General features: G+C 40.4%; 7 protein-coding genes. 4 read left to right on the plus strand and 3 right to left on the minus strand.

From position 1 onward, the window contains the following. Window positions 1–72 precede the first annotated feature (72 nt). From COE25_RS30705 to COE25_RS10705, 3 genes are all read right to left on the minus strand, one after another. Window positions 73–240, minus strand: a complete 168-nt coding sequence (locus tag COE25_RS30705; RefSeq protein WP_179195959.1) for a hypothetical protein — start codon at window positions 238–240, stop codon at window positions 73–75. 461 nt (window positions 241–701) lie between these two features. Then, on the minus strand, window positions 702–5,450 hold the full coding sequence (locus COE25_RS10700) for an endonuclease (protein WP_098932637.1): 4,749 nt from the start codon (window positions 5,448–5,450) through the stop codon (window positions 702–704). Between the two features lie 93 nt (window positions 5,451–5,543). Next, window positions 5,544–8,162: a 5'-nucleotidase C-terminal domain-containing protein gene (locus tag COE25_RS10705; RefSeq protein WP_257208768.1), complete on the minus strand. Its 2,619-nt coding sequence runs from the start codon at window positions 8,160–8,162 to the stop codon at window positions 5,544–5,546. 493 nt (window positions 8,163–8,655) lie between these two features. Here COE25_RS10705 and COE25_RS10710 point away from each other — a divergent pair, with 493 nt between their 5' ends. The 4 genes from COE25_RS10710 to COE25_RS10725 all read left to right on the plus strand — a co-directional run bounded on the left by COE25_RS10710 (window position 8,656) and on the right by COE25_RS10725 (window position 13,592). Continuing rightward, entirely contained in the window at window positions 8,656–9,159 is a 504-nt protein-coding gene (locus COE25_RS10710) for an Lrp/AsnC family transcriptional regulator (RefSeq protein WP_088089703.1), read from the plus strand. Then, on the plus strand, window positions 9,156–10,370 hold the full coding sequence (locus COE25_RS10715) for an aminotransferase (RefSeq protein ID WP_098932638.1): 1,215 nt from the start codon (window positions 9,156–9,158) through the stop codon (window positions 10,368–10,370). Before COE25_RS10710 ends, COE25_RS10715 begins: the two co-directional genes overlap by 4 nt. Before the next feature lie 192 nt (window positions 10,371–10,562). Continuing rightward, complete coding sequence (locus COE25_RS10720) at window positions 10,563–12,071, plus strand: sensor domain-containing diguanylate cyclase (protein ID WP_180247481.1); 1,509 nt, start codon at window positions 10,563–10,565, stop codon at window positions 12,069–12,071. 219 nt (window positions 12,072–12,290) lie between these two features. Further along, the gene (locus tag COE25_RS10725; RefSeq protein WP_098932640.1) at window positions 12,291–13,592 is read left to right on the plus strand and encodes an NCS2 family permease; all 1,302 of its coding nucleotides are present in this window, start codon (window positions 12,291–12,293) and stop codon (window positions 13,590–13,592) included. Window positions 13,593–13,801 lie beyond the last annotated feature (209 nt).

Raw genomic sequence — 13,801 nt, forward strand, 5'->3', positions numbered from 1 at the left:
TCGTTTTTACATACGAGTTTCCCAGTTAGAGCATGATTTATTGTAAATTTGGTTACTTTTTTATTATTTCCCTTATTTTCCTGACTCTTGATCAGTTCCGCTGTCTGGGGAACCAGTATCGCCTGAATCTTGATTTTGCTCTGTATCCGCATCTGTTTTTGTATTGCTACAACCTGAGGCAACTCCTACCAACATGAAAGACGCCATTAACACTAACACCCAATTTTTTAGATCCTTCATTTTTTCTTCCTCCTTGATTGTTTCAAATTTTAGTACAATCTCATGATATAAAAATCTGTGAGAAAAAGAAGAAGAATCACTCATTCTTTACATTTATTAACAGAGTATTTACAATTTTCATAACAATTTAGCGAAATATTAAAATAGATTAGTCCATTTCGCCCTTTCTTTATTTCATTCCATCCATTGTTCCTATAATGACATACACCAGCGTTAACCTATTTCACTGCTTTTACAAAATTGACAATAAATTTACATTTAATAAATACAGACTTAATAAACAATCGATATGATATCAATAGTAATAATCAATTCCACAGAAGGAGTTGTGAAAATGTTAGAGATGTTCATTAGATTGGTTATTTTAACTACCTATTGCACTCTTCATTGTCCTTAAACTCTTTATTCGAATAAACAAGAAAAAGCCTCTGCGATTGCAGATGCTTTTTCTTGTTTATTAATTAGCTTGATGGCCAGATAGATTCTGCCCATTCTGGGTGATCGATGAATGGATTGCGGTTGCCTTGAATCGATTCAATGACATCATTTCGATGCTTTTCAAACGCATCCGGCGGATCCATTTTGCTCCATTGCAGAAGAACGGATTTCTTGCCATGGAATGGTGTTGGGTACGTATTCACTTTGTCAGCTAACTCAAGGTTAAGCTCGCCTCCGTCACCTTCGTAGCGGACATCCATGTACATAAGCATTCTAGCAATATCACCCTTTACGCGATTAGGCGGCTCAAATGAATCACTATCATAAAAACATTCAGCACATTCACCTTGAGGGTTACCACCGTTATCAAAATCCAAATGTCCGCGTGTACTATTTACAGATGCGTCAGTTGGTCGTAAATGGTGGATATCCGTTCCAGGTCCAACGCTTGTTCCAAAATCACCATGAGATTTTGCCCAAACATGTTCACGATTCCAGTCGTTTACACCTGAACCAAACGTAGTTTTAGCTTGCGAACGGTTCGTATAAAGCAGGATGACGTTGTTTGGATTGTTTGGATCTTCATCGGTTTTCTTTAACGCTTCTGTTACTTGCGCATACGTTAATTTTGTTTGTGTTTTTATGATATTGTGTAAAGAAAGCTTCAGTTCAGCACCTGTTTTTCCAGCAGCTGCTTGGTAATAAGCTTCCACAGTATTAGCTGGTACAGCCGTTACCGTTATCGTAAATGTTGCACTAACTGTTTTTGTTCCATCATTTGCGGTTACCGTCACATTGACAGTACCTTCTAGTGGAGTTTGAACTGTTAACGATGATCCTTGAACTGTACCAGCAGTTGATGTGTACGTTAAAGCATTGCCATCTGGGTCAGCAAAATAGCCGCTTAAATTCACTGAAACCGGTGTGCCGACTTGAACTGAAACATTTGGCAAAGCTTTAGAAACTACGGGCGCATGATTCACTTTTGGTGGTGATGCGATTGGAGAAGGAAGAACCACTCCGCTCGCATTTGTGAATTTAATGCCAGATGTATCGACGCCGTCTTTCACTGTCCATTTTTGAACCTGCTCGACGCCTCTAATTTGACTGATATTCGCATTATCAATGACTACTTCTTTTACCACTAAGCCGCCAAGATCAATAACTGCACCTGGTGCGGTTGGGCTAAGAATGACCGTAGTAGTCTTTAAGCCTTCGCCAGAAAGCTTCGCGTAAGAACCTTTTATGACAATACCTTCTGTAATGATAGAGTTTGCACTTACAGAAATGTCAGCACCCACATTGTTTACCGTTAACTTCTTCGTTTTGAATCCGTTTAAGTTGTAAACCTTTGTTGATTCTGGTGGTGTCACTGGTGGTAAGACTTCTGCAGCCTTTAATTGCGTTTGAATAATCAATGGGTCATGGTCACTTGCACGGCCATGCTCTTCCATGAAGCCAGAGTTTATGTGCAAGATATCGACCGTTGTATTAGCTGCCATATTGTTGGACACTAAGATTTGGTCTAGTTCTTGTGCATTCCCTTGGTAAGAGTAATTATAACGCTCATTTTCAGGAACAAAGTCAACCATATTAGTCAATTCATTCCCTTTTGCTATTTCTAGCGTTTTCGTGAATTCAAAATCATTAAAATCTCCTAGTAAAACAACGTTTGCGTTTGCATCTTTTGCTTTTACATCTTTAACGAAGTTATTAACAATCGTCGCAATCTTATGACGTTGAATTTCACTGCTTAATACCGGCGGCTGAGTTTTCCCGAATAACGGCGAATCGCCACCCTTAGAGTTGAAATGGTTGGCTACCACGATCACACTTTGGCCTTGGAAATCAAATTGAGCTGCCAGTGGTTTACGGCTTGCATTAAACGCGGCATTTGTTGGATCAATCCGTCCCGGGTTTAATGTCAGTTTCCCATTTTCAAAGCCGACTGCTTGTGTTGAAGTTCCTTTTGGTGCTCCTGCAGTTAAAGAAACGCGATCTTGATTGTAGAGGAAGGCGACACGAATGTTCCCGCCTGGTGCCCCGCCATCTTGATTATTGACTGGTGTGATCTCTGTATAAACATAGGTTGGTCCACCGAGAGCGACGACCTTGTCAATAATTTTTTGCGCACTTTGTGCACCATCTACCGAACCATTATCGGTTTCACCATTGTTATCTTGGACTTCATTTAAGCCGATAATGTCAGGATTTTTCATCTTTGTGACAATCGCATCGGCAATTTTTGTTACCTTTGCATCTGGAGTAGCGGTTGAGAAGTTCTCAACGTTATACGTTCCAATTGTTACCTTGTCTGTTGCTGGTGTAATTTTTGTAGCTGGACGAACGATTGGTGTTTCTGTTAACGTTGGAAGACTTGATTCTTGAGCCATCAATTTATAGTTACTGTAACCGTAGTTCACAACACCCTTAATTGCTCCCCTAAAATAGTCGCCCATTTTTGCACGGTAGGATTTATTGGCTGTTGAGCCATTTCTTACATCAACCCCAATTCGGTCGGGATTCGTGTCAGTTGCTGTAATACGTAAACCGCCAGGATTCACGTTGGTTGAATATGTTCCAGGAACAACCCAAACTAATCCGTCTTTTTGCAGCGCAATAACTTTCCCGTCGTCTACTTGTGCATACATACCTTCAATGCTTTCCCAGAAATCAATTGCATCTTCCTCAGGATCAAAGGCTGCAAATTGGTCATTATCAATGATTTCTGTTGGTGCAATGCGATCTACACCAAGTTTGATTGGTGCTGGTACTGGAGCTGTTCCAATTCTAGTAATCGTTGCAGCTTCGATTTCTGTAATCGTTAAGTCAGTAGTTGTTTTCTCCGCGAAACCTTCGCCGTAGAATTCGGTTACTTTTCCTGATACTTTCACACGGTCACCAATGGATACACCATGTGCTGTTTTAAATACCAAGATCCCGTCTGATGTACTATTATCACCGTCACCCACTAAGTCTTGGATGAAGAAGCGGCTTGTTCCATCAATATAAGTAACGACACCTTCTACATCCGATACTGTTTTACCGTTTAATAGCGAGTTGTGTGATTTGCCTTGGATATCATAGATATGAATTGGGCCATCTTGAATGATATAATCAAAGGTCGCAACCGCACTATTTGTCATTCCTTCTTTGACTGCCACAGCTTTAATCGTTGTTGCCTTACTTATAACAATTGGCTGTGTAAACGCTGGGCTAGTTGTGGTTGGTTCACTGCCATCAAGGGTATAGTGAATCGTTGCCCCAGCTGTACCTGTTGCTACGGTTACTAATGTTCCTGTATTTACCAATCCAGCACCTGGAGTAGCAATAACAGCTTGTACGATGCTTGAATCTTGTAAAATATCGCCTTCGTTCCGTGGAATTATTTGATAGACACCATTAAATGCACTAAGAACTCCGGTAATCGCTTCATAAGTTGTACCTGTAGTTAACATAGTTGAACTTGGTGGACGAACTTGGAAGCTTGTTCCATCCACATCAGTTACTGTGTAGTTTCCACCAGAAAATGCCCCTACTGTTACATTTTTTACTGTTACTAGTTTTGCTTCTTTGCTTTCTTGTAACTGAACCGCAGTTAACACTTCTGCTGCAGGAACTGCTTCTTTCCCAGTAACAATAATATTTTCATGATTGGCTTCAATTTCAAGCAACGTAGAAAATTCCGTTAATTTACCAGATACAGTGATTTTATCGCCTGGTAGAATCGTGGTGCTATTAGTCGGTGTATAAGCCACAATTCCAGCCGTAGCATCTTGGAAATAAATTGCTCTGCCTAGTACGGCGGTAACTACACCGCTAGTTTGAACGTTTGATTGTAACGCAGCTGCTCTAACTTCAGCAATGGTACTTGCTTGTAGAACTGTATAAGCAAAAGTTGCGACATCACTGTTTTCTAAGTTAGCTTTTACAGCAATTGCTTTGATTGTCTTGTCTGCACTAATATCTATTGGTGCTGTGTATTCAATGCTTGCTGCTGTTGGTGTAGTGCCATCAGTTGTGTAGTGAATTTTAGCGTCTGCTGTCGCTGTTGCTAAAGATACTTTTGTTCCAGCTGCCACTGTACCTGCAGCAGGTGAAGTTGTTACGTTAGCAACCTTTGTTTCTACTGGAGTAGACTCACCATCCATGGTGTGGCTGCCAAGGTTTGTAAACACATTAACACCCAAGCTATCCCATTCAGTAACTGGATCAAATGCGTCATTTGGGTTACTATCGCCAGCTGTAACGGAACTTTTGCGGACGATCGTTTGGTCCAATGTTTTGACCGTTGTTCCCCAAGCAGTACCAGGATCAATTCCTACTTGACCGATAACATCAATAATGGTCCCGTTATGTTTTAAAACAACCGCATCATCACCATTCCAGTTGATAATGGTTTTACCAGCGTCCAATAAGTTTGCCTTTGCGACGATAGCCGCATCCGCATCACTACGAGAAATGACAAATGTTGATCCACTTGCAAGTGTTGCAGACGGATCTGAGGATAAAGACATTTTAAAAGTGGTTGTAGTCGCACCATTACTATAATTTTCAAGTGAATATTCGCTTAATTTAACAGCAGCGCCTGTCCCATTGTAGAGCTCAAGTGCCTTGTTAAAGCTGGTGCCTTCAATATATTCAGAGATAAATAGATCAGTGGCCTTAGTGGCTGCGGTGGCAGAGTTAATAGAAAGGTTTGGTAATACTATACTGATAAACATGATTGCCACAAGTATAATATTTAATTTCTTCTTATTTTTTCTAGACAAATCCTTGCACCTCCTAAATGGGTTCGATGATTATTTGGATCTTTTTTAATAGTTGTAAATTCCTCCAGCAGTTGCACTGGAGGAATTTACTAATTAATTATCTTCAAAGATTGTGTCGCCTTCAACTGTTACAGTTGATAACTCAACATTAGTGCCACCTCTTAAGATAAGGTTGCCTTTTACTGTTGCGTATTCAAGTTTTGTAACACCTGTTACATCAACAATAACATTGCCAGTGTATATCTTCGGGCTGGCTTCTGTTCCGCTGAATGTTGCTGCTGGAACTACTTGTGGAGCTACGTTTACAATACGTCCTTCAACTTTTGCAGTAACCATTTTATTTGGCTGTGCTTCAATAAAGTCCCTAAACATTTCCCAATCCACAAAGCCAGGCTCACTTACACGTCCCTCTCCATAAGCTTTAGCAAACATTGAGAATCCGTCTCCACCTTTAGCAGTAAAAATGTTGGTTGCAACAAAATAGTTTTTAGTAAGGTCTAGAGCAGTATAGCTTCCATCTTGACTTTTTACTTCAATTGTTTGAACTTTTTGGCCGACTGGTTTCGTGCTGTCATAAGTGAATTTCAACCCTGAAACTTGTAAGAATCCACCAAATGCAACTGGAGCATCCTTCACACTGTACTCAAGGGCAGCTTTAATTTCATCACCTTTTAAGTCCATGATTCCTAAAGCGTTACCGAATGGTAATACTTTAAATACATCTGCTAATGTAATGTTTCCAGCAGGAAGAGTTGTCCGAACTCCGCCACCATTTTGTAGGGCAATCAACGTGTTAGGATTGATTGTTTTTGCTTTTGCAAGCATACCGTCAGCAACAAAGTTACCAAGGTTAGTTTCTATTGTACGTGCAAGAGGATTCCCACCCTCTAATGTAACAGCAGCTGTACCAACGATAGTAGCTTTCTTCGCATCAATTGCTGGCTTATATTTTGTATTTAAGATGTTTGCTATAGTTGCATCTTCCGCGAACGTAGCAATGTCAAGAAGTTTGCCAGTTGTTTCAGGAACGATTACTTTACCTGCCGCATCAAATGTTACATCCAATGTTCCGAGGTACTTGTTGTATTCGTTGGCTGAAACGATAGCTGTTGGCTCAACGCCTGATGTATCAAAGAAAGGAGCATCAAGCTTAGTATGAGAGTGACCTCCAACAATGACGTCGATTCCTTCAACTGCCCCAGCTAATACTTTGTCATTGTCCCATACTGGTGAGTCATCAAAACCAATGTGTGTTAAAGCAATAATTTTGTTAACGCCTTGTGCTTTTAGGGCATAAACAGATTTTTGTGCCTCTTGGATATAATCTTCGAAAGTAACACCTGCTCCTGGACTAGAAATAGTTGGAGTCTCAGCTGTTGTTAAACCAAAAATACCGATTTTTTCACCATTTACAACTTTGATTATGCCGTTGTAAATTTCGCCGCCCAATGGTCTATCAGTTGTTACATCGTTATGGAAACGGGATTGTAAATTTGCATCATTTGTAAAGTTTACGTTTGAACTTACAAACGGGAAATCTGCTTCTTTTACAAAGTTCGATAATACTTTGGTACCCATATCGAACTCATGGTTACCAAATGTCATTGCATCATAACCTGCTAGTTCCATAAACTCTAAATCTGCTAATCCTTTATACTCATTAAAATACAATGTTCCAGAGAACACGTCTCCAGCATCAAGTAATAATGCTGCAGGTTTTGTGGCACGGACCGACTTAATCGCGGTCATTTTTTTCGCCACATTATCAAGGTTTGCATGGGTGTCATTTGTGTGCATTAAATTCAAAGTGAATTTTGGTTTTGCGATTGTGATCCGTCCTTCAACTTGAGCATTAACCGTTTTGTTTGGCTGCGCTTCAATATAGTCTCTGAACATTTCCCAATCCACAAAGCCTGGCACACTTACACGGCCTTCTGCGTAAGCTTTAGCAAACACTGTGTCGCCGTTGCTGCCTTTAGCAGTAATGATGTTTGTAGCAACAGAATAGTTGTTAGTAAGGTCTAGTGCTGTGTATGTACCATCTTTACCTTTTACTTCAATGGTTTGAACTTTTCCACCAAATGGTTTAGTAGGGTCGTAAGAGAATTTCAAGCCTGAAACTTGCAAGAACCCGCTAAATGCAGCTGGTGCATCCTTCACACTGTACTCAAGAGCTGCTTTGATTTCTTCACCTTTTAAGTCCATGATTCCTAATGTGTTTCCGAATGGTAATACTTTAAATACATCAGCTAATGTAATGTTTCCTGCACGAAGAGTTTTCCGAACTCCGCCGCCATTTTGAAAAGCAATAACAGTGTTAGGGTTGATTGTTTTTGCTTTTGCAAGCATACCGTCAGCAACGAAGTTACCTAGGTTTGTTTCCCCAGTACGTGCAGGATTTCCACCTACTAAATCAACTGCTGCTGTACCAACTACAGTAGCTTTAGCTTTTTTCGCATCAATTGCTGGCTTATATTTTGTGTTTAAGATGCTTGCTACAGCTTTATTCAACCCGTTTACAGACAATGTTTTGTCCAAGTTCGCAGCTGTTCCTGAGGTAGCTACTAGATTACCCTTACTGAAATCCCACTTCGCCAATGATACAGGCTCTGCAGCCGCGCTTACACCAGACGGTAACACAATCGCTAACAGCAAAATAGCAGTTAATGCTAAGCTAATCCACTTTTTCGACCTGTTTACTAATTTATTCACAGATAAATTCCCTCCAAATTTAGATTACTAATCTTTGAAAATCACGAGCAGACTACTAAGCTGTAAAACTCTTACAGCTCCTGACTCTCCCTCACTTTCCATTAGTAAATATTTTACTACCATTATTTTATATTCAAATTTGTCATAATTCTATATATTTCTAGAATCTACAAAATTTTACATAAAATTAACAAAAAGGAACCCGAATTTTAGCTGAATCTTCTTAATGCAAATACCTAGCATTACTGACTCTTCCACAAATTTCACCAAGTTAAAGTGGAAAGCGGTATAATTTTTAAAGCAGATTCTTAAGAAAAATCGAGCAAATATATACCAGTTATTAGATAGTCCTATATAACTAGTTACCTTCACCAAAGGATCATTTGCTCAGGCTAATTGTCAAAAAAAATGAATAATCACTTCACTTTCATTTGAGTTAAAAAGCTTCCTCCTATAAAATCAATAATATGAAATATAAATTTGGAGGCACCCGATGAAATTAAGTAATGAAGAACTCGAAATATTAAAACTGATCGAAGAAAATCACAAAATCTCAGAAGAAACAATTGCCTTAATGGTGATGAGCAGCGAAGAAACCGTAAGAAACACCATAAAAAAATTAGAAGAAGAAAAAGTAATTGTCAGTTACCCGGCCTTAATCGATTGGAGCAAAGTCGAGGGGCAGGAAAATATCATTGCGATGATCGATGTTAAAGTAACACCGAAGCGCGGAGTTGGATTCGATGAGGTCGCCGAAAGAATTTATCGTTTTCCAGAGGTAACATCTCTTTACCTCATGAGTGGTGCCTACGATTTATCGATCACCATTGAAGGTCAAACCATGAATCAAATCGCGTCCTTTGTATCGGAAAAACTATCAACGATTGATAATGTCATTTCAACCACAACCCATTTCATGTTAAAGAAATACAAACATGATGGGGTGATTTTTGGCGGCGGCGATGAGAAAGACAGGAGAATGGTGATTACACCATGAGAAAAGATTACTCCCACTATATATCTGAAACTGCTAGAGAATTACAGCCATCTGGGATCAGGAAATTCTTCGATTTAGCTGCCGGTATGAAAGACGTGATTTCTTTAGGCGTTGGCGAACCAGACTTCATTACGCCTTGGAACATTAGAGAGGCCGCCATTTTATCGCTGGAACAAGGTAATACCGCCTATACCGCGAATCCAGGCTTACTAGAATTGCGGCAGGAGATCTCTAATTATCTCGGAACAAGATTTGCAGTCAATTATGATCCAACAAACCAAATCATCGTAACCGTTGGTGCTAGCCAGGCAATTGATCTTGCCTTTCGTGCGATTTTAAACCAGGGTGATGAAGTACTGATTGTTGAACCAGCGTTTGTTTCTTATGCTCCTTTGGTTTCGATTGCCGGCGGGACACCAATCGCCATTTCTACCTCGCCTGCGAATGGTTTTAAATTAACAGCCGAGCAGCTAGAAGGGGCAATTACAGAAAAAACGAAAGCCATTTTGTTTTGCTCGCCCAACAATCCAACGGGCAGTACCCTAAACAAAGAAGAACTGAAGGAAATTGCCGCAATTGTTGAAAAACATGATTTAATTGTTATTTCCGACGAGATCTATGCGGAATTAACCTATGAAGAAACGTATACAAGCTTCGCAACGATTGAAGGCATGTACGAGCGGACGATTTTAATCAACGGATTTTCAAAAGGCTTTGCGATGACCGGCTGGAGATTAGGCATGCTCGCTGCCCCTAAGGAATTTGTGGAGGTCATGTTGAAAATTTTTCAATATACGACGATGTGTGCTCCGACCATGCTCCAATACGGTGCTATTGAAGCACTAAGGAATACTTTTCATGAAGTAGAAGCGATGAAACGAAGCTATCGAATGAGACGGAACTATGTCGTGCATACCTTGAATAAAATCGGCTTGGACTGTCACACACCTGGGGGAGCCTTTTATGTCTTTCCTTCGATCAAAGCAACTGGCCTCAGTTCCGAACAATTCGCCGAAGAACTACTGATGAAGGAGAAAGTCGCAGTCGTGCCCGGCAATGTGTTTGGAGAAAGTGGAGAAGGTTATATTCGCTGCTCCTACGCAGCCTCCATGCCACAGCTGCAAGAAGCCCTGAAAAGAATCCAGAGATTTATCGAGTCAAAGGGCATCTACGGCGAAAAACGAACAGAAGAAATAAAACTAAACCAATAAATCACATCCTTAAAAGCCCAATTGCTGTATCGTCCACATACAAGCAATTGGCTTTTTTTCATGTTTTAAGTGGTGCCTGACACCAATATTTTATAGGCATATTTTGTTAGTGCCTGACACCGCTTTTTTATGACAGACCTTCCAATCTATGCTAAAATACTCGAGGTAATGGTAAAAAAAGGGGTGAACTATTTGTGGTCCTTTTCAATCAATCTTTTTAATAGAAAGAATAAGAATTCTTCTCCGAATCAAGAGTTTATTCACAGTAACTACGATGTATTATTTGAGCGAATTAAGCTCGTTTCTTATATGTTAATCTCTACTTATCCTTGTTTTTTCATCGTTGATTTTTTCCTGTTTAATAATCTGAGCAGCCCTACATTTAAATTCAATCTTTCTGCCATTCACATCATTGGTCTTATCATCTCCCTTATGTTTCTATTCATTTATCATTTTTATAAAAATATTTCGAAGGGGTTCGTTGTTACTAGTTATATCCTTTTCTATTTATTAATCGGGGCAGCCTCTTCTATTAATAGTCAATTATTTATTGGAAATATATACTCCTATATCATTATTTTATTAGGAGTTGCCGTCTTCTTCCCTGTACAGCCTAGAAACGTATTGATCCTGTTTTTGAGTATACATATATTTTTCATTACAGGTTTATATCTTATCGAACATGAGCACTTCTCATTTTTATCAAAGTTGATTAATTCAACCGGTACCGTCATCATTTCTTTCATGATTGCCCTATCATTCTATTCATTTCGTAAAAATGATTTTTCAAACAAAATGAAACTAAAAAGGAATGAGGAAAATTTCAGACGTCTTTTCAACCTGAATCCGAACCCGATCATCCTTAAAAAGCTAGAGAATGATGAAATTTTGCTGATGAATAAACACGCCATTGAATACTACCAGCTCCAGGGTAACGATATGACTCAAATAGACGGAAAATTCTTGTTTCAAAACATCGGAGAAAAACTCGACATTCTGAAGCGGCTGAAAGAGCAAAAAAGTATAAAAAACTTTTGTGTGGAGCAACAAATCACTCCAGATATCCGGAAATGGGTCATATTGAGTTTAGAATTGATCGATTACTTGGACGAAGCTTGTATCCTGATCGGAATCACTGACATCACCGACCTGAAAAAAAATGAGGAAGAACTCTTTAAACACGCTTCATATGACATGCTTACCGGAGTGTTAAATCGAAGAAGTGGGATGGAATTGCTTAGCAAGCATATGAGCGGCGAGGCAGAATCTCAAGAATTCATTATCTGCTATATTGATATTAACGATTTGAAAATAACCAATGATCTTTTCGGCCACTCAACAGGTGATGACTTAATTAAGACTTGCTGTGACACGATTAACCATCATATTACGAATGTGGATGTCTTATTCCGCCTAGGCGGGGATGAATTTATCATTGTCTTCTTCCAAAAGCAGATGAAGGACGTCCGGCAGCTGGTGAAAAACATTAAGTGTGGGTTCGAGGTTATTAATGTTACCAATCAAAATCCTTATTCAATTTCTGCTTGTTACGGTTTTTATCACTATAAACCTGGAACCGAAATAACGCTTGAAAAAATCCTCGAACTGGCCGACCAGGAGATGTACAGAGAAAAGTTCGTTCACAAAAGTAAAATCATGGGTTCCACTCCCAACCCTTGCTTGGAAAAGACATTTATTTGAGCTTACCAAATTTTTTTATTAGAGAACCACCCGTTCGCTTTGCATATAAGGCACGGGATGGTTCTCTTTTTTAGTCCTCTGAAGTGCATTTTGGTGTCAGGCACCATCATATCTGTTACAAAAATGAAACAAATTAAGAGGAAACTCTTGAATTTTCATCTAAAAGCGAATAATATAGTTTAGGTCTTATTAAAACGTTCGTATTTTGGAGGAACAACTATGTTTAAATTAAAAGAAAATCATACCAATACAAAAACAGAACTGCTTGCAGGGATCACCACCTTTTTTACGATGGTCTATATTGTCGTGGTAAATCCAGTCATTCTTGCCGATGCAGGGGTTCCGTTTGGGCAAGTGTTCACCGCAACCATCATAGCCGCAGTCGTCGCCACACTATGGATGGCGCTTTTCGCAAACTATCCAATCGCCATTGCCCCAGGCATGGGACTTAACGCCTACTTCGCCTATTCTGTTGTCGGCGGCCATCAGGGGATAACCTACCAAACTGCCTTTGCTGCTGTTTTTATTGCTGGTGTTATCTTTGTCATCTTATCGTTAACTCCCCTTAGGGAAAAATTAATTGACGCCATCCCGGAAAACCTTAAACACGGGATTACTGCAGGAATTGGTTTGTTCATTGCCTTTATCGGTCTGCGTCTTACAAAAATCATTACAGCACATCCAACAAACCTTGTCGGTCTCGGCGACCTTCATTCAGCTTCCGCCCTTTTAGCGCTAGCAGGACTGGCGATCACACTTGTATTAATGGCGCTTCGAGTCAACGGGGCGATATTTTTTGGAATGGTGATTACCGGGCTCATCGCTTTCTTTACGGGCCAGCTGGAATTCAGTAAAGGTTTTATGTCGCTGCCCACTCTGCCAGAGGGACTAATTATTGCTAATCCAGTGACAGCACTGACTGACGTAATTCAGCATAGCCTTTATGCTGTTGTCTTCTCTTTCATTCTAGTGACCATTTTCGACACGACGGGTACGATGATTGGTGTCGCCAACCAAGCCGGTTTAATGAAAGGCGGCAAGCTGCCGAGGGCCCGCGAAGCCTTACTTGCCGATTCAATTGGTACGGCAGTCGGGGCAATGTTTGGGACGAGCCCAACAACAGCCTATATTGAATCGTCGTCAGGGGTAGCAGCAGGAGGACGAACTGGTCTAACTTCCCTAACGGTTGCGATCTTGTTCATCCTGTCCGCTTTCTTTGGTCCACTGGTTAGTACGGTTTCCGGGATTTCTGCGATTACCGCACCGGCATTAATCATTGTCGGCAGTCTAATGATGGGAAGCATAGCAAAAATCCGCTGGGACGAGTTAGATGAAGCCTTCCCTGCTTTTTTGACCGTCTTGAGCATGCCGCTCACATCAAGCATCGCAACAGGGATCGCACTTGGTTTCATCAGCTACCCGCTTTTAAAGTTAGTTAAAGGGAAGTGGCGTGAAATCCATCCATTGCTATACGTGTTCGCAGTCCTTTTCTTCATCCAATTAGCATTTTTACAGCATTAAACAATAAAAAGCGGAAGCGCCTGGTTCAGGGGCGACAGGCATAAGACGAGCCGGCGTGAAGGTTGCTTTTTAACCTTCAGGACGGCTTGACTTATGACCCCGAGCCCCTAGGCGCTGGAGCTGGATTCGGAGAACTATCCAAATTTATCTTCAGTAATTTATTCCCATCCAAAAAAGAGTGTCAGGCACCAATTTGGTGCCTGACACTC

The sequence above is a fragment of the Bacillus sp. AFS031507 genome (genome assembly GCF_002584635.1).
GTDB lineage: Bacteria > Bacillota > Bacilli > Bacillales > Cytobacillaceae > Neobacillus.